20 protein-coding genes are annotated in these 20,875 nt (G+C 52.6%); 19 read left to right on the forward strand and 1 reads right to left on the reverse strand.

Annotated elements, in window-relative coordinates:
• Positions 1–42: 42 nt before the first annotated feature.
• From AC3WJN_RS11140 to nadA, 17 genes are all read left to right on the forward strand, one after another.
• Positions 43–2,067: a copper amine oxidase N-terminal domain-containing protein gene (locus AC3WJN_RS11140; RefSeq protein ID WP_122952821.1), complete on the forward strand. Its 2,025-nt coding sequence runs from the start codon at positions 43–45 to the stop codon at positions 2,065–2,067.
• A gap of 103 nt (positions 2,068–2,170) precedes the next feature.
• Positions 2,171–2,455, forward strand: coding sequence for a sporulation protein YabP (gene yabP / locus AC3WJN_RS11145; RefSeq protein ID WP_005828636.1), 285 nt, complete (start codon positions 2,171–2,173; stop codon positions 2,453–2,455).
• Complete coding sequence (yabQ, locus tag AC3WJN_RS11150; protein WP_005828634.1) at positions 2,452–3,024, forward strand: spore cortex biosynthesis protein YabQ; 573 nt, start codon at positions 2,452–2,454, stop codon at positions 3,022–3,024. Before yabP ends, yabQ begins: the two co-directional genes overlap by 4 nt.
• A gap of 17 nt (positions 3,025–3,041) precedes the next feature.
• Complete coding sequence (locus AC3WJN_RS11155) at positions 3,042–3,350, forward strand: FtsB family cell division protein (protein WP_005828633.1); 309 nt, start codon at positions 3,042–3,044, stop codon at positions 3,348–3,350.
• Between the two features lie 43 nt (positions 3,351–3,393).
• Positions 3,394–3,759, forward strand: coding sequence for a S1 RNA-binding domain-containing protein (locus AC3WJN_RS11160; RefSeq protein ID WP_005828631.1), 366 nt, complete (start codon positions 3,394–3,396; stop codon positions 3,757–3,759).
• Between the two features lie 292 nt (positions 3,760–4,051).
• Positions 4,052–6,526 (forward strand): stage II sporulation protein E, encoded by a 2,475-nt coding sequence (gene spoIIE, locus AC3WJN_RS11165; protein ID WP_007776400.1) that lies wholly within the window; start codon positions 4,052–4,054, stop codon positions 6,524–6,526.
• 64 nt (positions 6,527–6,590) lie between these two features.
• The gene (locus tag AC3WJN_RS11170; protein ID WP_005828628.1) at positions 6,591–7,352 is read left to right on the forward strand and encodes a vWA domain-containing protein; all 762 of its coding nucleotides are present in this window, start codon (positions 6,591–6,593) and stop codon (positions 7,350–7,352) included.
• A complete protein-coding gene (gene prkT, locus AC3WJN_RS11175; RefSeq protein ID WP_026556965.1) occupies positions 7,342–8,280 on the forward strand; it encodes a serine/threonine protein kinase PrkT in 939 nt (312 codons plus the stop codon). The genes AC3WJN_RS11170 and prkT overlap by 11 nt, the downstream gene beginning before the upstream one ends.
• 15 nt (positions 8,281–8,295) lie before the next feature.
• Positions 8,296–9,042 carry a threonine/serine exporter family protein gene (locus AC3WJN_RS11180; RefSeq protein ID WP_005828626.1) on the forward strand — a complete coding sequence of 249 codons (747 nt, stop codon included), beginning with the start codon at positions 8,296–8,298 and terminating at the stop codon, positions 9,040–9,042.
• Between the two features lie 5 nt (positions 9,043–9,047).
• Positions 9,048–9,500 (forward strand): threonine/serine exporter family protein, encoded by a 453-nt coding sequence (locus AC3WJN_RS11185; RefSeq protein WP_005828624.1) that lies wholly within the window; start codon positions 9,048–9,050, stop codon positions 9,498–9,500.
• The gene (gene tilS / locus AC3WJN_RS11190) at positions 9,472–10,899 is read left to right on the forward strand and encodes a tRNA lysidine(34) synthetase TilS (protein ID WP_007776407.1); all 1,428 of its coding nucleotides are present in this window, start codon (positions 9,472–9,474) and stop codon (positions 10,897–10,899) included. The genes AC3WJN_RS11185 and tilS overlap by 29 nt, the downstream gene beginning before the upstream one ends.
• Complete coding sequence (hpt, locus tag AC3WJN_RS11195; protein ID WP_005828622.1) at positions 10,896–11,435, forward strand: hypoxanthine phosphoribosyltransferase; 540 nt, start codon at positions 10,896–10,898, stop codon at positions 11,433–11,435. The genes tilS and hpt overlap by 4 nt, the downstream gene beginning before the upstream one ends.
• 69 nt (positions 11,436–11,504) lie before the next feature.
• On the forward strand, positions 11,505–13,430 hold the full coding sequence (ftsH, locus tag AC3WJN_RS11200) for an ATP-dependent zinc metalloprotease FtsH (protein ID WP_005828620.1): 1,926 nt from the start codon (positions 11,505–11,507) through the stop codon (positions 13,428–13,430).
• A gap of 95 nt (positions 13,431–13,525) precedes the next feature.
• A complete protein-coding gene (locus tag AC3WJN_RS11205; RefSeq protein WP_492329264.1) occupies positions 13,526–14,395 on the forward strand; it encodes an HAD family hydrolase in 870 nt (289 codons plus the stop codon).
• A 446-nt stretch (positions 14,396–14,841) separates the two neighbouring features.
• Positions 14,842–15,678, forward strand: a complete 837-nt coding sequence (locus tag AC3WJN_RS11210) for a helix-turn-helix domain-containing protein (protein WP_492329263.1) — start codon at positions 14,842–14,844, stop codon at positions 15,676–15,678.
• Between the two features lie 54 nt (positions 15,679–15,732).
• Entirely contained in the window at positions 15,733–16,941 is a 1,209-nt protein-coding gene (locus AC3WJN_RS11215) for an alpha/beta hydrolase-fold protein (RefSeq protein WP_081494673.1), read from the forward strand.
• 135 nt (positions 16,942–17,076) lie between these two features.
• The gene (gene nadA / locus AC3WJN_RS11220) at positions 17,077–18,021 is read left to right on the forward strand and encodes a quinolinate synthase NadA (RefSeq protein ID WP_007776421.1); all 945 of its coding nucleotides are present in this window, start codon (positions 17,077–17,079) and stop codon (positions 18,019–18,021) included.
• A 205-nt stretch (positions 18,022–18,226) separates the two neighbouring features.
• Here the strand turns inward: nadA and AC3WJN_RS11225 are convergent, their stop codons facing one another.
• Positions 18,227–18,718 (reverse strand): PCYCGC domain-containing protein, encoded by a 492-nt coding sequence (locus AC3WJN_RS11225; RefSeq protein WP_005828610.1) that lies wholly within the window; start codon positions 18,716–18,718, stop codon positions 18,227–18,229.
• A 193-nt stretch (positions 18,719–18,911) separates the two neighbouring features.
• Between AC3WJN_RS11225 and AC3WJN_RS11230 the strand changes: the two genes are divergently transcribed.
• Both AC3WJN_RS11230 and AC3WJN_RS11235 read left to right on the forward strand, forming a co-directional pair.
• Positions 18,912–19,919 (forward strand): metal ABC transporter substrate-binding protein, encoded by a 1,008-nt coding sequence (locus AC3WJN_RS11230; protein WP_007776422.1) that lies wholly within the window; start codon positions 18,912–18,914, stop codon positions 19,917–19,919.
• A gap of 180 nt (positions 19,920–20,099) precedes the next feature.
• Positions 20,100–20,870, forward strand: coding sequence for a metal ABC transporter ATP-binding protein (locus AC3WJN_RS11235; RefSeq protein WP_005828605.1), 771 nt, complete (start codon positions 20,100–20,102; stop codon positions 20,868–20,870).
• Positions 20,871–20,875 lie beyond the last annotated feature (5 nt).

A 20,875-nucleotide genomic window follows, 5' to 3' on the forward strand; every position in this document is an offset into this window, starting at 1 on the left:
ACGAACCGGGAAAGTTTTTCACAGGAGAAGGAGGCGTTACCGTTGAACAAAAGCGCGAAGAAAGGTATCTCTGTCCTGCTGGCGACTACGGTGCTAACAAGTCCATTTGTGATGGAGCCAAAAGCCGCTCATGCTCTTTCCATTGAGGAGGTTTCGGCAGACGATACAGACGTGGATGAAGAAACCGAATATACGATTGAGTTTGAAATCGCCAAGGAACTGGCGTCGGGAGACCTCATCTACGTCCGTTTCCCTTCCGACTTTACCGTTGACAAAAAGCTGAAAAAATCCGACGTATCGCTGAAGGACGATGGCGACAAGGTCACGATCGACAGCGTATCCGTCAACAAAAATGTGGTGGAAATCGAGGTCGGGGAACGCATCAAAAAAGGCTCCGTAGTCACCGTGACGATCGACAACGTCACCAACCCCGAAGACAAGGGAAGCTATTCGATTGAAGTCAAGACAAGCAGTGAAAGCACGTACAAGAGCAAAAAAGTCACGATCGGAAAGTCGTCATCCAGCAGCAGCAAGGGAGACTTCGAGGCTTCGCACAGCAACAAAAATGCAGAAGAAAGTATTTCCCTGACGCTGGGCAAATTCACGCTGGCGTCAAAAAGCAGCAAGCTGAAAGAGGGCAAGTACATTTACGTTGATTTCCCAACCAAAGACATGCTGCCCAAAAGCATCAGCAAGTCGGATGTGAAAGTGAACGGCTACAAAGCCGAGTACGTCTCGATTCTCGACAGCGATTCGATTCGCATCGAAATTCCGAGCGGCGCGGATGGCGACAACTACATCAAGCTGGAATTCAGCTCGTCTGCCGGAATCGTCAACCCGTCCACTCCCGGCAAGTCCTACTACTACACCGTCGAGTATGACAGCAAGGAGTACAAATCCAAGGATGTAGAAATTACGGGTGCAAGCAGCACGCCGTTCTCCGTCTCCTTGTCCGACAATTCGGCAGGAGCGAGATCCAGCTACACGTTTGACATTGACCTGGCTTCCAAGCTGTACAGCAATACAGAAATCCAGGTAGAGTTCCCGAACTGGGAGATGGTGCCGCCTGTAATCACAAACTCTAACGTAACCGTCAACGGCGATCAGGTGACGGGACTTAGCGTGAACGGGAACAAGGTGTTTTTCCGCACGCCCAGCGGCTTTTCCAGCACGAACCGCCTGACGATCAAATTCGCTTACGAAGGCTACCTGACCAATCCGAAGTCGTCGGGAACCTATAACATTACGGCAAAAATTGATAACAAAACGTACAAATCCAAAGATTTTCAAATTACCGGCGTAACCGCACCTGTGCCTGTCGACAATACGCTGGCAACTATCGGCCTGACCCGAGCGACTGCATCGACACCGGCAGGCTTGCAGGTAGGCATCAAAGGAATCGGCGTTCCGATCGTGCGCAACCAGGGCTTCATCGAGATCGTGTTCCCTGTCGGATTCCGCGTGCCGGCTTACGTGCCAGCCAATACGGTAACAGTGAACGGCGTAGCCGCAAACTACGTAGGCGCGCGCGGGCAAAACCTGATTATCGTTCCTTCGACGGACATCCCGGCGCGAGCAGCGGTGCAAGTCAACATCGCGGAAACAGCGGGAATTGTGAACCCGGCCACTCCGGGCGTGTACAGCATCGGCGTCTACACGTCCGAGGAAAAAGGCTTGATCTTTGCACGTCCGGCCACTGTCGTCGCGCTGAACGGCGTGAGCTTCAAAGCCAATGTCGCTTCGTTTACAAAATCAGGAAAAACGACAGCGCTGGCAGCCGCTCCTTACACAGTCAATGGCCACACGCTCATCCCGACGACGTTCTTCCGCGACGCGCTCGGCTTCTCGGTCAGCTATACGAAAACAACGGCCAAAGTCGTCAGCGGCAACACCGTGATGCAGTTCAAGGTCGGCTCCAACATCATGAACGTCAACGGCCAAAACGTCACCTTGCCGACAGCGGTTCAGTTGAAAAACAACATCCCGGCCTTGCCGCTCAAAGCGATTGCGGATCGCACCGGCTACAAAATCATCTACGTAAACGGAAACTACACGGTGTACAAATAAGCTTGAACAGAAGGAACCCCGCTTCCCCGCGGGGTTTTTTGTTCTAAAAGGACATCCCCCTCCATACGATGGTACAAGAAGGGTACGTAAGGGGGGAGTAATCATGAACGAGCACACGAAGCGGCCGCGCCACGAAATCGTGATGATTAATCGACGCAGTTTGGCGATTTCGGGAGTAAAAAACGTCGAAAGCTTTGACAGTGAAGAATTCCTCTTGGAAACGGACGGCGGCTTTTTAACCATACGAGGCCAAAACCTGCATATGAAAAATCTGAGTCTGGAAACCGGAGAAGTAGCGATCGAGGGCCTGGTTCACGAAATGGCCTATCTCGAGCAGGGGCAGGCCGGGGATCGGTCGAGAGGATTCTTCGGCAAGTTGTTCAAGTGAATATCATCCTTCAACTGCAGACGGTTTTGGCCATGTCGACGTGCGGAGCGCTTATGGGGATGGGTTTTGATACGTACCATGTGTTCAAAGGGAAGAGCAGGCTGCCGCTCTGGCTGGTCTTCTTCTTTGATATCCTGTTTTGGGTAGGCAGTATGGGGGCGGTCTTCTGGATTTTAGTGAAGGTAAACGACGGAATTATTCGCTTCCCCATCTTTTTTGGAATGATTTTCGGTGCGTGGCTGTATTTTTTATTAGGCAGTAAGAAGTATATCCTTTTCCTACACCGCATGATAAAATTCTGTCAGTGGTTATACCGAACGGTGCTGCAAATCATTGACACCCTGGTTGTGCGTCCTGTGCTCTTTCTTTACCGAGTGATCCTCATGGTACTGACATTTTTGTACTCCATGTTGCTCATGATCCTCGGCTTTTTGTGGAAAGTGACGCGTTTTGTCACCGCTCCTTTTGCCAGATGGGGTCAACATTTGGGGAAAAAAATGTTCGGAAAAACAACAGGAATCTGGACCAATTGGAAGAATTGGTTTCACTCAAAGAGAAAGCGGGAGTAAACCGAGGTGGCGAGATGATGAAAGAAGCAAAAACCTCTCCAATCAATCGAAAAGGGCAAAGACGGAGAATGCGGCTCTTTTTCTTTTTTATCCTCTGCTTTTTCGTCTGGACTGGCTATACGCTTTATTTGCAAAGCGGAGTGCTGGCCGAGAAGAAAAGCGAGCTGGAAGCTCTCAAGCAGGAAGCGGTTGTCCTGCAGCAAAAGCAAGAGGAGCTGACTTACGAGGCAAGCCGGCTGAACGATCAGGAATACCTGGCGGAACTGGCGCGCAAACGGATTTATTACACGAAGCAGGGCGAGAGCATTTACGTGATTCCGGAATAAGCTCACAGTGTGATCTTCTAGGAGAGGGAGGCTTTCCACGTACATGGGAGTCGAGATCGGGAGCAAACTGGAAGGAAAAGTCACAGGTATCACGAAGTTTGGCGCGTTTGTAGAGCTGCCGGGGAATGTGACCGGACTGGTGCACATCAGCGAGATTGCCGACGTCTATGTCAAAGATATTCATCAGTTTTTGAAAATCGGCGACATCGTAACGGTCAAGGTCCTCAGTGTCAAAGAAGGCAAGATTGGACTGTCGATCAAAAAGGCACAGGAAAAGGAACGGCAGCCCCGTCAGCCGCGGGAGCGAACGGAAGGCTTTGAGGATAAGCTGAACCGCTTCCTCAAAGAAAGCGAAGACCGCCTGTCCTCTCTGAAAAAGAGCGGAGACAAGAAGGGACGCGGTCGGTAGAATATCATCGGAAAATTATGACTTTTATTTTTTTGCCAAAAGCGCATTTTGACAGAAAAAAGAGGAAGGTCATTTGAAAGTAGTGACGAATAAGGTATCGTAAGCCCGTTTCGCAAAGCGCGAATCACCTGTCAGCCGACGTTATCCGCCATAACGTCGGTTTTTTTTGTCCAAACTCGCGGGTTAATTTGTCGCACGATTCTGTGAATACGCGCTGGTTTTTTGACAAATTTTACAATCCCACCTCCGTATAATGGAGAAACACATTGAACAAGAACGGGGTGGAGCTAAAATGATCGCAAACAAGAATGTGTCCCAGGTTGGTCAAGCATGGGCGCGCCAAGTGTCTGACCGAATGGATACTACCGCACGAACATGGGGAGACAAAGTCGCTGACGCCGTACAGAGATGGAATGTGCTTCCACTTTTGATGGGGTTTTTGCTCGGGCGGGCCTTGATCTTGGAAGAGCTGACGCCTTTTGCTATACCGTATTTTATCGTCATGTTCTATCTTCGCAGGGACTGCCTGCTCATCACGGGACTGGGGCTTGTTCTCGGGGCCTTTACCCAATCGGTTCCGATCGGGCTGCAGACGATCCTCAGTATCGTGCTGGCCCTCTTTGCTTGCAAAATGATGGAGCGGCTGCGCAGGAAAGACTTTTCGCGCACGCCACTGCTCGTCGTCATCACAATCTTCGTCAGTCGGCTGCTGTACGCCACGCTGACCAACCAGGTGAACACGTATGAGCTGGTCATGGTCGCTGTCGAAGCTGTACTCGGCTTCGTGCTGACGCTCATCTTCATCCAGTCGCTGTCGATCATTCACTTGGCCAAGCCTTACGAGCCGCTGAAAAATGAGGAAATCGTGTCGCTCGTCATTCTCCTCGCCTCGCTGATGACAGGCACGGTCGACTGGATGGTAGAAGGCATCTCGATGGAACACGTCCTCTCCCGCTATTTGCTGCTCGTCTTCGCCTTCGTCGGGGGCGGGACCGTGGGGGCCGCTGTTGGCGTCGTAACCGGGCTTATCCTCAGTTTGGCAAATGTAAGTGCCCTTCTGCAAATCAATTTGCTGGCGTTTTCCGGTCTTTTGGCAGGATTGCTCAAGGAAGGCGGAAAAGTAGGCGTCTCCGCAGGTCTGCTGATCGGGACGGCCATCCTGGCAATCTACGGCGGTGCGGAAGAGACGCTGTACTACTCCTTGATTGAAACCTCCTTGGCTATTGTTGCCTTCATCCTCACGCCTGCCGTGCTCTGGAAAAAGGTAGCCCGCTTCATTCCAGGCACGCCCGAAAATTTGCAATCCCATCAGGAATACATGCGCAGAGTCCGCGATGTGACGGCGGGCAAAATTCAGCAGTTCTCCGATTTGTTTACCCAGCTCTCCCGCAGCTTTGCGCAAACGGCAGAGCAGGAGGAAATCGAGGAGCAGGCAGATGCATTCCTCAGCCGCGTCTCGGAGTTCACGTGCCAAAAATGCTGGAAGAAGGAACAATGCTGGGAAAAGGACACGCAAGCCACATATGAAGGCATGCGTTATCTCATGGACAAAGTGTACGAAAACGGCACACTCGCGGGTGTAACCCCGCCGCGCGACTGGGAGCGAAAATGCGTCAAGACGGAAAAGGTGCTGACCGTGATGGAGCAGGAATACGACCGCCAGCAAGCTTTTGACCAGTTGAAAAAGCAAGTGAAGGAAAGCCGCAAGCTGGTGGCCGATCAGCTCTCGGGCGTTTCTCGGGTCATGAGCGACTTTGCCCGCGAAATCCAGCGGGAAGGGATGGAGCTGTCTTTTCAGGAGAAGCAAGTCTCGAAGGCGCTGGAAGGCTTGGGGCTGTCCGTGCGCCGGGTGGAGATTCACAGCCTGGAAGAAGGCAAGGTCGATATCGAAATCAGTCAGCCGACTTGCTACGGGCATGACGAGTGCGGCAAAATCGTCGCGCCGATGCTGACGGAAATTTTGGGCGAGAACATTGTGGTACGCGAGCGGCAATGCGAAGCGCAAAAAGACGGTTCATGCACGATGTGCCTCGCTTCCGCCAAAACATATGAAATCGAAATCGGCGTGGCTGGCGCTGCCAAGGACGGCAAGCTGCTGTCCGGCGACAGCTTCCGCACGATGGATCTCGGCAATGGCAAGATGGCCCTGGCGATCAGTGACGGCATGGGCAATGGCGAGCGGGCCTTTTTGGAGAGCCAGTCCGCCCTCGACATGCTCCAGCAGTTGCTGCGCTCCGGTATGGACGAAAAAATTTCGATCAAGACGGTCAATTCCATTCTGGCGCTGCGCTCCACAGACGAAATGTTCGCGACGGTTGATTTGGCGCTGATCGATTTGCAGACAGCCCACACCCGTTTTATCAAAATCGGCTCCACGCCGAGCTTCGTCAAACGCAAAAGCGATGTCATCACGATTACAGCCAACAACCTGCCCGTCGGCATTCTCGAAGAAATCGAGGTCGACGTCGTGTCGAGAATGCTCAAGCCGGGCGATCTGCTGGTCATGATGTCCGACGGCATCTACGAGGCGCCGCGGCATATCGAAAACAGGCAAGCGTGGATGAAGCGGATCATCGGCGAGCTGGAGACAGACGACCCGCAGGAAGTCGCCGATCTGCTCCTGGAAAAAGTCATTCGCCAGCACTCCGGCAAAATTGTCGACGACATGACCGTCCTCGTGGCGCGGATTGACCGCTTTGTGCCGCAATGGTCCGCCATCCAGGTACACGGGATGGAGAAGCTGGAGCGGCCGCGGATTGTAAGCTAGGGGTATGTTTTCCCATCAGAGCGTCGATACTGTTGCTAAAACAGGCTGAATGGGGAGATTATTTGTGAAAGAAGCGACACTTCGTCAAATTCTGGTAGTAACGGACGGCTGCTCCAATTCGGGGATGAGCCCGGTTGCAGCCGCTGCTCTTGCCCGCGAGCAAGGGATTACGGTAAACGTCATTGGCGTCATTGACAAAAGCGAACTGGGCGAAAAAGGGGAGCGTGAAATCCGCGAAATCGCCGAAGCGGGAGGCGGGCTGTGCGACATCGTCTATCCGCAGCAGCTTGCGCAGACGGTGCAGATGCTGACGCGCAAGGCGATGACGCGAACCATCCATCAAGTGGTCAATAAAGAATTGAAGGAGATTTTGGGCGATTCCGGAATAGAGGAGCTGGCTCCCGACAAGCGCGTGCAGGTGGCAGGCATGGTGGACGAGCTGGGGGAAAAAAGTAGCCTGAACGTCGTGATGTTGGTCGATACATCGGGCAGCATGAAGCCAAAGCTGTCGGCGGTTCAGCAAGCCATTCACGATTTTAGCATCAGCTTGCACTCCCGAAGCGGGAAAAGCAGAATGGCTGTGGGTTCATTTCCTGGGAAACAAAAGTATTTGGATATACGCATCCCTTGGACAGACAAGGTGGAGCAGGCGCATCAGTTGACCAGCGATTTGGCCATGAGCGGAATTACCCCGACTGGGCCTGCGATTGTCGAGGCGATTGCCTTGTTTGAGCAGGATAAACTCCCAAGTTCGCTGCAGGAGCGCTATCGCGACGAAGAAGAAAATGACGACATGAACGGAAGTTTGCGCGACCATGTCTTCTAAGGCAGCGACTCCCGATCTGCCCACACATTTTCAGGGCAAATGGAACCGGAGGTCGTACCACGTTCTGCGGGAGTTGGGGCGTGGTGCGAACGGCACCGTCTACCTCGTTTCCCAGGACGGCGTGCGTCGCGCTGTCAAGGTAGGCGTGGAAGGCATGGATATTTTAATGGAAGTGAACGTGCTGAAAAGCATACAACAGGGGCGGGATTCCAAAGTGGGACCGCTCCTGTGTGATGTGGACGACCTCGTCGTGAACGGCAAGCCGTGTACGTTTTACGCCATGGAGTACCTGGAAGGCGAGCAGTTGGACCGATACATCAAAAAAGAAGGGGCGGAATGGGTGCCCGTCATGATCGTCCAGCTTTTGGCGAGGCTGGACGTCTTGCACAAGCACGGCTACATTTTCGGTGACCTCAAGCCGGAGAACATCATGGTGAGCCAGAAGGACAAAACGGTGCGGCTGATTGATTTTGGCGGCGTGACGAAGCATGGAAATGCCGTCCGCCAGTTTACGGAGGAGTACGATCGGGCTTTTTGGCACGCAGGGGACAGGCGGGCCGAAACGGGCTATGATCTGTTTTCCGCAGCCGTCATGATGGTGCGTCTGACTGTTGGAAACGAGACGTGGAAAAGCAGCCTCAGTGAACCGCGTCACACGGGATTGCTCTGTGATATAATACGGAAAAGTGACAGCCTTTACCCTTATCGAGTGCCTTTGTTGAAGGCTTTTCACGGGAAGTTTGCCACAGCCCAGGAAATGAGATCCGAGCTGTTGGCGGTGCTTCGGGAGCGAACGGTCGCGAAGCCGCAAAAGAAGGCTCCGGCTGCCGCCGGGAAAGCGGGGAAAGTAGGCGGAGGCATTAGCGGTTTGTTCGTCGCCTCGCTCTTGCTGTTGGCTGGCACTTTGTATTATGCATGGTTCATGTGAAGGATGTGACGGTTTGTGTCCTCGGATTTGGTGATGGATACTTGCTTGTTGGCAGGATCAATTATATTGAAAAATGGTGGTGAAACATACCGGACGGAAGAGACGATGACATTGATCGCGGAGGCGGCGGGCATGGATGACGTCAACAGCTCCGCTACGCCAACGAGCATCATTTTGTCTTTCCGGTGCAGCGGGCTCGATCATACCCGTATGGTGCGGACCCCTAAGCGGACTACCAATTTGAATAAAATTACACTCGTAAACGATGTGTCCCGGAGGTTCGTCGGCGGAAAAATCAATTTGGAGCAAGCGTATCGACTGCTGCGCCAAATCGACCAGGAAAAGCCGATTTATCCGAAATGGATGCAGCATATCGCAGCCGCTATCGCCAGCGGCTCCTTCGCCATGCTGGCGGGCGGTACATGGTTTGACCTCATCCCGTCCGCATTGGCGGGGCTGATCGTCAATCTCAGCCTTGAATATTTGGAACAGTTTGTTCGAATGAAGTTTTTTACGGAATTTTCGGCTGCCTTGCTGGGCGGGCTGTTCGCCTTGCTGGCCGTAACCGTCTTTCCACAGTTGCACATTAGCATCATTATTATCGGTGCCATGCTTCCGTTGTTCCCAGGGATCGCGATCACCAACTCGCTGCGGGATTTGCTGGCGGGTGATCTGGTTGCAGGTGTGTCACGGGGAGTCGAGGCCATGTTGACGGCCGTCTCCGTAGCGGTAGCCACAGCGATTATTCTCTGGGTGGGGTGAGAAGTATGTTTTTTCAAGGTTTGGCGCTGAGCTTCGTCTCGTCAATGGCGTGGTGTGTGCTGTTTAACGTCCCGGTCCGCACGATTTTGGCCGGCGGATTGGCAGGTATGGTCGGTTTTTGCGTGTTCTCGCTGTTGCCGATCTTGGGCGCGGAAGTGTTGCTTTCGACATTTGCTTCCGCGGCGATCGTCTCGTTGCTGAGTCAATTTTTATCCATCTTGCTTCGCGTTCCTTCGACCAACTTTAGCGTTGCGGGCATCATCCCGCTCGTTCCGGGGTCTTTGGCTTACAAGTCGATGCTCGCTTTCGTGAACAACAACTACGTGGAAGGCATTACCCTGGCGACCAAGACGATGATGGTGGCCGGAGCTATCGCATCTGGACTTATTTTTGGTATTTCCGTCGTGACGATCTGGAAAGGAGCCCGCTATGCTGGCAAGCGTACACAACGAGATTGAGGCTTCCGGGCTTTTGCTTCCCGGGGAAACGATTGTGGTAGGGGTTTCCGGCGGCAATGATTCTACAGCTCTTTTGCATATATTGGCTTCTCTCAATAAACAATATCAATACGGCTGGAAGCTGCATGCCGTACACCTGAATCACGGCTTTCGCGGAGAGGAGGCCAGGCTGGACGCACAGTACGCAGAGGCGTTGTGCAGCGAGCTTGGCGCAGTTTTTCACCTGTTTGCGTACGATGTCCCCTCCTATATGAAAAAGACGGGAAAAGGGAGCCAGGAGGCGAGCCGCGAGCTTCGCTACCGCTTTTATCGCGAGGTAGGCAGCGCGCACGGGGCGAGCAAGCTGGCATTGGCGCATCATGCAGACGACCAGGTCGAGACGATTTTGTTTCGCCTCGTTCGCGGCAGCAGGCTGCAGGGACTTACAGGCATGCCGCAGCGTCGCATGCTGGAGGACAGCGAGATGGAACTGGTGCGTCCTCTGTTGCATAAAACGCGTCAGGAACTGGAAGCCTATTGCCAGGAAAATCGTCTTGTCCCGCGTGAGGACAGCAGCAACCGATCGCGCAAGTACAAGCGCAATTTGCTGCGTCTTGACGTGATGCCGTTGCTTGCCGAGGTGAACGAGAGGTACCGCGAGCATATTCTCGATCTCGCCAGGGCGATTTCGCAGGATGAAGCTTTTTTGACACGGCTGGCCCGCGAACGTCTGGATGAGGCCACGATCGAAAAGACACAGGAAGCATTTATGATTGACAAAGACAAGTTTCAAACTTGTGACGTTGCTTTACAAAGGAGAATGATTACTCTAATATTAAGTTATCTCTCAAAACATACCGAATGGTCTTCGCAGCATGTGGAGACCGTTTTGCACATGCTAGGGGGGAGTCGCCCTTCTGCGGAACTGCATTTGCCCGACAACATGGCGGTAAGCCGGATGTACGGACGAGTACTTTTTAGTCGTAGGAAGCGGCAAGACTGCATACATACCTATAGTTACGAACTCGCAGTTCCAGGGGTGACCCGGATCGACGAGAGCAATGCCACGGTACATATTTCTTACCTTGAAGGTCCCATGGATTGGGGGCGACTCCCGGGCAATGAAGCGGTGTTTGACGCCGATCAGCTTCCAGGAGCGCTGTATTTGCGTAACCGGAAACCAGGAGACCGTCTCACCCTGTTTGGCTCGGCAGATGGAAAGAAGCTGAAAGATCTACTCATTGATGCCAAAATTCCGCGAGCATGGCGGGACAAACTTCCGCTCTTGACGGCGGGCGATGAGGTAATTTGGGTACCAGGCGTGCGCCGTTCCGCCGTGGCGCCGGTAAATGGACAGACCAGGCGTTTTCTACACGTGCGGGTAGAGTTTGGAGAAGATTGGCGGGAGGTTTTTTCATGAATCAAGACATCGAGAAGATTTTGCTATCAGAAGAAGATATTGCAGGAAAGGTAAAGGAATTGGGCAAGACACTGGCTGCCGAATACAAGGACAAAAATCCGTTGGTGATTTGCGTTCTGAAAGGCGCGGTTGTTTTCATGGCTGACCTGATCCGCCACATGGATATTCCGTGCGAAATGGATTTCATGGCGGTTTCCAGCTACGGAAGCGGAACCGAGTCCTCCGGCATGGTGAAAATTCTGAAGGACCTTGATACCTCCGTGCAAAACAGACATGTGCTGGTAGTAGAAGACATCATGGATAGCGGATTGACACTGAGCCGATTGGTAGAGCTGTTGCGCCATCGGGAAGCTGCCTCTGTGAAAGTCGTGACACTCCTCAACAAACCGGAGCGTCGCAAGGTGGATATTTCGCCAGACTACAGCGGTTACGATATTCCGGACGAGTTTGTCGTCGGATACGGTCTGGACTACGCCGAGCGGTATCGTAATTTGCCGTACATCGGGGTATTGAAGCCTGAAGTCTACACCAAGTAGCTTTGTTGTGGAGACTCGGCAAAATATGATAAAATGTGAAAAGTGTCTGTTCGTGAGAGGAGGTAAGGAATGAATCGCTTTTTTCGTAATACCGGGTTCTACCTGCTGATTTTTCTTGTCACGGTCGGGATCGTGAATTTCATCCTCTCCGGTACTGATAAGGTTGGGAAACTTACATATCAGGATTTCCGGGTACAGCTTAAAGCTGACAATGTTACAGAGCTATCCATGCGCCCTGAAAATGGTACATACAGGGTAGAGGGTACACTAGCTAAAGCTATTCCGGGACAGGAAAGCAACAAATTTTTTACCAACGTTCCTTTGTACGACTCTGATGTTGTAAAGCTGGTCGAGACGAAAATTGATGAACAAAAACTGAAAAAGGTAGAGTTCAATCCAGCGGAGGGCAACAGCATTTGGCTCACGTTCCTGACCTCGATCATTCCTTTTGTCATCATTTTCATCCTGTTTTTCTTCCTTCTGAACAATGCCCAGGGTGGCGGCAGCCGAGTGATGAACTTCGGAAAAAGCCGCGCGAAGCTGTACAACGAAGAGAAGAAGCGCGTTACGTTTGACGATGTAGCGGGTGCAGATGAAGAAAAAGCGGAGCTGGAGGAAGTCGTTGAGTTCCTGAAAGACCCGCGCAAATTTAACGCCGTTGGTGCCCGTATTCCAAAAGGGGTCCTGCTCGTAGGTCCTCCAGGTACTGGTAAAACCTTGCTCGCCCGCGCTGTTGCTGGTGAGGCAGGCGTTCCGTTCTTCAGCATTTCCGGTTCTGACTTCGTGGAAATGTTCGTCGGGGTGGGTGCATCCCGCGTGCGTGACCTGTTTGAAAACGCGAAGAAAAATGCTCCGTGCATTATCTTCATCGACGAGATCGACGCCGTAGGTCGCCAGCGTGGAGCTGGTCTCGGCGGTGGTCATGACGAGCGCGAGCAAACCCTCAACCAGTTGCTCGTAGAGATGGACGGTTTCGGCGGCAACGAAGGCATCATCATGGTGGCTGCGACCAACCGACCTGACATTCTCGACCCGGCGCTTCTGCGTCCAGGACGTTTTGACCGTCAAATCACAGTGGATCGTCCCGACATCAAAGGCCGTGAAGCGGTGCTCAAGGTTCATGCCCGCAACAAGCCGCTTGGCGACGACGTGAAGCTGGATGTGATTGCCCGTGGTACTTCGGGCTTCACAGGTGCTGATTTGGAGAACTTGCTGAACGAAGCTGCTCTCCTTACTGCCCGCAAAAACAAAAAGCAAATCAGCATGAAGGAAGTGGACGAAGCGATCGACCGCGTCATTGCTGGTCCGGCGAAAAAGTCTCGCGTTGTCAGCGAGGACGAAAGACGCCTGGTTGCTTTCCACGAAGCCGGTCACACCATTATCGGCTATCACCTGAGAAATGCAGAAATGGTACATAAGGTAACGATCATTCCGCGCGGCCAGGCTGGCGGATACACCGTGATGCTGCCAAAAGAAGACCGTTTCTTTGCTACCAAAACAGATTTGCTCGACAAAATCGTCGGCCTCTTGGGTGGACGAGTGGCTGAGGAGCTGGTGCTCGGGGATATCAGTACCGGGGCACACAATGACTTCCAGCGCGCGACCGCGATTGCCCGCAGCATGATTACCGAATACGGGATGAGCAGACTCGGTCCGATGCAGTTCGGCAAGAGCCAGGGACAGGTATTCCTGGGCCGCGATTACGGCAACGAGCGCAACTACTCCGACAAGATCGCCTATGAGATTGATCTGGAAATGCAAAACATCATCAACGAATGCTACGCCAAGTGTAAAGAGTTGCTGACCAAGCACCGCGATCAGCTCGATCTGATTGCGAACACTCTGCTGCGCGTAGAAACACTTGATGCAGATCAGATCAAACAACTGATCGAGACGGGCAGAATGGACAACGATCCAGACAATCCGGATAACGGCGATGTGGTCGTCAACATTCAACCGAAGCAAGACGAAACAAACGAAGAACCGAAACAATAAGGGGCGCCTCAGGTGCCTCTTTTCTTCATAAAAGGACAAGAGGTTTGCTTTTGCAAAATCATAATCAACCGAATCGATCTGGAGGAGGAGAAATGATGCTGCTTACACCGGGAATGGCTGCATTTGATATGGACGGTACGTTGTTGAACGAGGCATCACAAATGACAGAAGGGACGAGAGCGGCACTGTTCAAGCTGCAAGAAAAGGGCTGCAAGCTGGTGCTGTCGACAGGCAGAATGTTCGGCTCCGCCCAAGTCCCGATTGACTCGTTTCCATTTGACGGATACGTATGCAGCAACGGGGCAGCGATTTATGAAAAAGACGGCACGCTGGTTCGCCGCTTTTACTTGTCCAAGGAAATGGTGATTGATGCGATCCATGCGCTGCGACAAGAGCCGATTTACTACGAACTGCATGATACGAACAGCAACCGCTGGATGGTGCAGGAGGATCGTGAGCGTCTGGAGGCGATCATCGAGCAGGATGCATCGGTGGAGGGAGTCTCCATGCGGCAGTTTGCGTTTTACAGGCTCGCCCGCGTCGCGCCGCTTGCGGAAATGCTGCAAAAAATCGAAAGCGGAGAAGCGGAAATCGTCAAGTTTTTCGTCTGGGACAACAATCCGGAACGGCTGAAGCGGGTTGCCGAGCAGTTCAGCCCGTGGCAGGAGCAGGTGACGATCACTTCGTCCGGCAAGCAAAATATCGAGGTCATTCCCCACGGCGTCTCCAAATGGGAAGGACTGCTGTATTTTTGCAAGACGTGGGGAATAGCGCCCGAACAGGTGATGGCGTTCGGCGATGCGGAGAACGATCGTGAGGCGTTGACCGGGGCTGGCTATTCGGTGGCGATGGAAAACGCAACGCCTGCGATCAAGGAGATTGCCAAATATATCGCGCCGCATCATAACGACGATGGCGTAGCCCGATTTATTTTGGAACGCGTGCTTGGCGAGCCGACGATATAGCCGACAAAGTGGAATCATAGCTGCAAAAGTCTTTAAAAGCGGTAGCAAAACTCTCTCTGCCGAGAAACCGTCCTTAGCCTGGGCGGTTTTTGTTGTTGTTGAGAATGGTTATCAATTATAATGAGCGTAGCTATTCGGAGAGGAGAGAGTACCCCTATGATGCAAAAAGAGCTTTTTCTTCTGTGGAATCACGCTTCCGTCAAAGTCATGGACGTACGCCACCAGATTGTGCAGCCAGGGGAAAAACAGAGGTTTGATCCGCTCCCTTCGAGTGTGTTTCTGTATTTCATTCGCGGTCGCGCCGAGGTGTTGCTGGATGAGCTGGCGTATTCTGTGCGCAGCTTTCACGTCATTCACGGCGGCAAGGGACTGACGCTCGAAATCACGGCCTGCGAAAACGACGCGGAATACTACATTCTTTTTTATAAATCGGTTATTTCTTTGCCATGCCGCGAGGAAATCATGCAGCTTTTGGAGCGGCGCAACTGGTTTTTGGCTCCGTATGCCTTTATTCCCCAACAGTCTGTCGCCCTGTTCGATCAGGTGGAAAAGCTGCACGCAGTTTGGCAGGCGAACGACGCCGATCCTGTGCGGCAACTGCGGGCGAGAGGGCTGTTTCAGCTTTTTGTCTCCGAGCTGTTGCGGCAAATGGACGAAGAAGCGCGAGGCTACGGAAAAGCCGACCTTGTTTCCCAGGCGAAGCAGTTCATCCACACGCATTACAGCAAGCCGATTACGCTGGAGACGATGGCGAAAAGCTTACCTACAGCATTCCGTATTTGTCCAGGCTGTTCAAGCAGCAGACGGGGCACAGCCCGATCGACTACCTCATCAGCGTGCGGCTGGACAGGGCAAAGGCATTGCTCGCGCAAACCGATGCCTCTTTGCAGGAGGTTGCCGAAGGCGTCGGGTACAGCGACCTCTCCTACTTTATCCGCGCGTTCAAAAAACATACGGGTGTCACGCCGGGACAGTTTAAGGAACAGGCGGCCAGCGTGCGTGCAGGCTCAGAATATCCTGTGAAAAGGCTAAGATCATCCCTTGTACGAATCTCCCCGCACAACTACAATCTGTTTAATAATGAAAATCATTATCGAAAAGGTGAGGGAGAGAAAGTGCAGCTATTCAGAAATGGAACCAAAGGCAAAATGCACAAGCTGATGCTGGGGCTCGCGTTGCTCTTGAGTGCATGCTCCAGTCCTGGGAATGGCGGGGCAGTCAACAGCAGTCCTCCGCAGTCGACGCAGCAAACAACAGAAGCTTCGGCCGCAGCGAATGCCTAGCAAGCGAAGCAGCAATGGCCGCGAACCTATGTGGATGCGACAGGAAAAGAAGTGGTGATTGCCAAGCAGCCACAGCGTGTTGCCGTTACTCACTTTGGAATGATGGAGTATTTCTTTGCGCTGGAAACACCGCCGATCGCCTCTACACTGGCAGAGCGCATGCTGGGATCGTTTGAAACGTTGAAGCCTTACGCCAAAACAGCCACAGTCAAAGATATCGGTGAAGTGACTACACCGAATCTGGAGCTGATGACGGAGCTTGAACCGGATTTGATTGTAGCTTTTTCCGGGACGCACAATGACGTCTACGAAGATTTGAGCCATATTTCCACCGTTGCGATGATTAACAATACAGAGGAGCGAACCTGGGCAGAGACGCTCCGCGAATACGCCAAACTGATCGGCAAAGAGCAGTTGGCCGAGGACTATATCACGAAGCTGGAAGCGCTGATGGCAGAAGCCGGAGAAAAATTGGCCGCGAAAAAGGACAAAACCGTGACGTTCCTGCGGGCATCGGGTGACGGCAGCACTTTTTACGTGCTCGATGACAATGACGTCTCGAACTTTCCTGACGGTTATGCGGACAGCGACCAGCGTTACCCTGTCGTCTATTTGCAGGACAGCGGAGATTTGATTGAGCCAAACGATAGCGACACCTTGCTGAAAGTGCGGGAGCTGACGGCGAAGGGCGAGTTGCCAGGCATGATTTTTGTCGGAGTGGCTTCGTTTGATCGCAACGACGAATACACGCCGTTTGTTTCGCCCAACGTGTTTGAGCCAGGCAAGATGTTTGGCGGCAATGCATCCGTCTACGCCCGTTTTCTGGCGAACGAGCTGAAGCCGTACATCGACAGTAAGCTGCGGACGCTGCCGGACAGAGAGCATACGGGGATTATGGGCTTTTCGTTTGGCGGGCTTATCTCCGTCTACACGGCTTTCGCGTATCCGGATTTTTTTGGGCGAATCGGGAGCTTTTCCGGCTCCTTCTGGTTTCCGGGCATCATCGAATGGCTGGAGCAGTTGCCCATCCGCCAGACAGGCCAGCGCCTCTACATGAACCTGGGACATGCAGAAGGTGCAGGCCGCACGAACGGACAACAGTGGATGGTGCCCAACAGCAAAAAGGTGTATGAACTTTTGCTGCAAAACGGCTTTACCGAAAGCACGGTGCGCCAGGTGATTTACGAGAGCGAGTACCATTCCTTCGATTTGGGGGTGCAGTACGTCCCGGAGGCGCTGCAATGGTTGTTCCGGGCAGAGTAGACGAGAGCGACAGGCTCATATCCTTTTTAAAAGGAAAGGATAGGCAAATCATGTAACAACGCTTACATTGACAAGACCCAGTAATCAGCTTACAATGACCGTAAATTATGACACCACCGTAGGGGGATTTTTTCCATGGACGCTTTAGCGTTAGAAAAAAAAGCCCAGCGCAACGCTGAGTTACGTGAACGACTGATGCAGTTGAAGAAAGAACGTAATGCCATCATTCTTGCTCATTTTTACCAACGTCCTGAGATTCAGGAAGTAGCCGACTTCATTGGAGATTCCTTTGGACTGGCACAAAAAGCAAAGGAAACCGATGCAGATGTGATCTTGTTCTGCGGAGTTCACTTCATGGGAGAAAGTGCAAAAATTCTCAATCCCCAAAAGAAGGTTATCATTCCTGATGAGCGCGCAGGCTGTCCAATGGCGGACATGGTGAACGTAGAGGGGCTGCGCAAGCTAAAGGCACAGCATCCGAATGCGAAAGTAGTGGCGTACATCAACACTTCTGCTGACGTCAAGGCAGAAACACACATCTGCTGTACGTCGTCTAACGCAAAGCGAGTGATCGAATCTGTGGACAGCGAGGAGATCATCTGGGTTCCGGACAAAAACCTGGGCCACTACGTCTCCCAGTTCACAGACAAGAAAATGATTATTTGGGAAGGCTACTGCAATACGCATGACCAGTTGTCCGTCGAAGACATCATGACGTTGAAGCAGCAGCATCCAGAGGCAGTGGTCGTCGTGCATCCGGAATGCCGCCCGGAAGTGGTTTCCTTGGCCGACTACGTAGGCTCCACAACCGGAATCCTCAAATACTGCCGCGAATCGTCCCACAAGGAATTTATCATCGGGACCGAGGACGGTACACGCTACATGCTGGAAAAGGACAGCCCGGACAAGACGTTTATTTTCGCGTCCAAATACCTCGTCTGCCCGAACATGAAGGTGAACAACCTGAAAAAATGCGTCGAGGCGTTAGAGACCATGAAGCCGGAAATCTACGTGCCAAAAGAAATCGCAGACGCGGCGCGCGCGTCGCTGGAGCGGATGCTGGAAGTAGCTCCGGCGTAAGCGGATGGCCTGTTGATCGGCAATCATTTTTATGAAAAGAGAGAAGGGAGCAGAGCTTGTTGCAAGCTTTGCTCCCTTTGTTGCTGTCTCGCGTGCGAAGCAGTCTACGACTCCGCCAGAGGCTGAAATCCTTTCTGCTATCCCCAAAAAGCTCCCTCGTGAGGAAGCGACAGCGTGCCAGTCCCTGATGAAAACTGCCCGATGCTCAAGACGGCATAGGAGTCGGTGTCGGTTTTCCGTAGCCTTCTTTGTAGGTGTGGTCGATGTAGTCGCGGATTTCTTTTGTCGATTTTCCAGCCTGCTTCAGCTTGGAAGAAATAACGGCAATCTCCATGCAGACGCCGCAGCGTGTCCCGTGGTCATCCCAGACGATGGAGCCATCCGGCTTTTCCTCTTTGATAAAGCAGTTGCCGTTGTGCAGATGTCCAGCGCTCTCTCCGCAGCCGCAGTAGCAAGGGATGGATTTGAGCAGCTCGCGGTTGGCGCCGGCGATTTTGTACGATTCGATAATGACGGGGTCTTGATTATCTAAAAACTTCGGAAGCTGATCGACGGAAGCTGTCATTTCCTGCAGGTCACCATTCGGAGCGTGCTGTGCGTGATTCGCGTGATCCTGACCAGCTTGATCGTTAGAGCCACAGCCAGCAAGCAGAGCTGCGGTGATGAAACTGATCGCTAACCATGATTGTCGTTTCATTTTGGACATACCTCCTGCCTTTTATCTTATCATAACGGCATGGAGAAATTGTGAAGCTATGATCGACGTTGCAAACAAATGACAATTAAATCGGAATAAATCCTATTTACTTTTTGGGCTTCAGTCCTTATAATGAAAAACGATCATGAAACTAAATCGGAATCATTTTGAATTGGGTAGGAGGAGCACAGAGATGAAAAAGGGCCTGATGGCGATCGTTAGCCTGATTGCAGCGGTCAGCATTGCCGGATGCGGCGCAGCCGAGCAGACAGCAAGCACACCTCAAACCGGCGGCGATGCGAGTGCCAAGCCAAAAGTATATACGACTATTTATCCGCTCGAATACGTAGCCAAGCGTATCGGGGGCGACCATGTGGAAGTGACCAACATCATTCCGCCCGGAGTGGAGCCGCACGATTACGAGCCAACTGCAAAAGACATGGTGGCGTTGGCGAACGCAGACATTTTTGCCTACAACGGCAGCGGCCTGGAGCTTTGGGTCGATAAAGCGGTAGGCAACCTCGACAAAAACAAGACTGTGATCGTCAATGCGTCGGAAGGTCTGGACTTGCTGAAAGCGACAGAACATGAACACGAGCACGAAGGGGAAGCAGCGACGGAAGAAGGGCACGAGCATGAGGGAGAAGCCGCGACCGAGGAGCACGGCCATGACCACGGCGAATTTGACCCGCACGTCTGGCTGGACCCTACGAAGCTGAAGGCGCAGGCGGAAAAAGTGAAAAATACGCTGGTGCAAAAAGACCAGGCGCACGCTGCCGATTATGAGAAAAACTACGCGCAATTGGCTGCCGACCTGGATCAGTTGGACCAGGAGTTTAAAAACATGGTCTCGCAAGCTGCCAAAAAAGAATTTATGACCTCGCACAGCGCATTCTCCTATTTGGCGAATCGGTACGGACTGGAGCAAGTATCCATTTCCGGGCTGAATCCGGCTGACGAGCCGTCGCCAGCAGAATTGAAAAGTCTGGTCGATCATGTGAAGGAGCACAACATCTCCTATGTCATGTTCGAAACGCTCGTCTCGCCAAAAGTAGCGGAAGTGATCGCGAAGGAAGCCGGCGTGAAGACGGCGACGCTCAATCCGCTTGAAGGTTTGACTGAGGAGGATGTAAAAGCTGGACGTGACTACTTGTCCATCATGCGTGACAACCTGGAGACTTTGAAAGTCGCATTGAAATAAGCTTGCAGCAAAAATGTCGCTATCTACAGCGGCATTTTTTTCTTTGCCTGCCCGCGATTTTGTCCTGATAGCCGGGCTTCAGGCGTTTTTGCCAAATAGGAGGGTTGTGGTTCGGGCAAAATCGTAGTAGGATGAAAGGTAACAAATCAGAACAAATCCGATTTAAAGGATGATTATTGCATGGAACCAATGACCCAAGGAGTGCCTGTGGTAAAGCTCACGGACGTCTCCTTTCAATATGAAGACAAACTGGTTCTGGACGGGGTGGAGTTTTCGCTGGAACGGGGAGAGTTTGTCGGGATTGTCGGCCCGAATGGCTCGGGAAAATCAACGCTGATGAAGCTGATCCTTGGGCTGCTCACCCCGAACAAGGGAAAAGTCGAGCTGTTCGGTCAGCCTCTGTCCAAATTCCGCGAATGGAACCGGATCGGGTATGTAGCACAGCAGGTAGCTCACGGAGCTGGCGGCTTTCCCGCGACGGTGCAGGAAGTCGTGGCTTCCGGTCTGGTGGGGAAGGTCGGCCTTTTCCGCAGACTGAACGCCCAACATCATGCGAGCGTGCGGGCTGCCGTCGAGCGTGTCGGCTTGGCGGAAAAGCTGAATCAGCGCATCGGCAGCCTGTCTGGCGGGCAATTGCAGCGCGTATTCATCGCGCGTGCGCTCGTGGCGGAGCCGGAGCTGTTGATTCTCGATGAGCCTACTGTCGGTGTCGACCAGGAGTCGATTGAGCAGTTTTACGGTCTGCTTCGCTCGCTCAAAGAGGAAAACGGCCTGACGATGATGATCGTGAGCCACGACGTCGGCGTCATGTCGCAATGGGTGACAAAAGTAGCTTGCGTGCAGAAGAAGATTCATTTTCATGGAACGGCTCACGAGTTTGAGCACAATCAGGAAAAAATATTGCAGAGCATGTATGGTGATTCTGTCCGGCTTTTGTCTCATCACCATTAAGCCGT

The organism is Brevibacillus sp. FW306-2-1A-C05A, from assembly GCF_058781555.1.

What these genes read in the sequence shown, in the direction of transcription:
- prkT (WP_026556965.1), top strand. Translation starts at nt 7,342, where the DNA reads ATGTCTTCTAAGGCAGCGACTCCCGATCTGCCCACACATTTTCAGGGC.
- AC3WJN_RS11230 (WP_007776422.1), top strand. Translation starts at nt 18,912, where the DNA reads ATGAAAAAGGGCCTGATGGCGATCGTTAGCCTGATTGCAGCGGTCAGC.
- AC3WJN_RS11185 (WP_005828624.1), top strand. Translation starts at nt 9,048, where the DNA reads ATGTTTTTTCAAGGTTTGGCGCTGAGCTTCGTCTCGTCAATGGCGTGG.
- ftsH (WP_005828620.1), top strand. Translation starts at nt 11,505, where the DNA reads ATGAATCGCTTTTTTCGTAATACCGGGTTCTACCTGCTGATTTTTCTT.
- AC3WJN_RS11205 (WP_492329264.1), top strand. Translation starts at nt 13,526, where the DNA reads ATGCTGCTTACACCGGGAATGGCTGCATTTGATATGGACGGTACGTTG.
- AC3WJN_RS11225 (WP_005828610.1), bottom strand. Translation starts at nt 18,718, where the DNA reads ATGAAACGACAATCATGGTTAGCGATCAGTTTCATCACCGCAGCTCTG.
- AC3WJN_RS11210 (WP_492329263.1), top strand. Translation starts at nt 14,842, where the DNA reads ATGCCGCGAGGAAATCATGCAGCTTTTGGAGCGGCGCAACTGGTTTTT.
- AC3WJN_RS11155 (WP_005828633.1), top strand. Translation starts at nt 3,042, where the DNA reads ATGAAAGAAGCAAAAACCTCTCCAATCAATCGAAAAGGGCAAAGACGG.
- spoIIE (WP_007776400.1), top strand. Translation starts at nt 4,052, where the DNA reads ATGATCGCAAACAAGAATGTGTCCCAGGTTGGTCAAGCATGGGCGCGC.
- tilS (WP_007776407.1), top strand. Translation starts at nt 9,472, where the DNA reads ATGCTGGCAAGCGTACACAACGAGATTGAGGCTTCCGGGCTTTTGCTT.
- AC3WJN_RS11235 (WP_005828605.1), top strand. Translation starts at nt 20,100, where the DNA reads ATGGAACCAATGACCCAAGGAGTGCCTGTGGTAAAGCTCACGGACGTC.
- AC3WJN_RS11160 (WP_005828631.1), top strand. Translation starts at nt 3,394, where the DNA reads ATGGGAGTCGAGATCGGGAGCAAACTGGAAGGAAAAGTCACAGGTATC.
- yabP (WP_005828636.1), top strand. Translation starts at nt 2,171, where the DNA reads ATGAACGAGCACACGAAGCGGCCGCGCCACGAAATCGTGATGATTAAT.
- nadA (WP_007776421.1), top strand. Translation starts at nt 17,077, where the DNA reads ATGGACGCTTTAGCGTTAGAAAAAAAAGCCCAGCGCAACGCTGAGTTA.
- hpt (WP_005828622.1), top strand. Translation starts at nt 10,896, where the DNA reads ATGAATCAAGACATCGAGAAGATTTTGCTATCAGAAGAAGATATTGCA.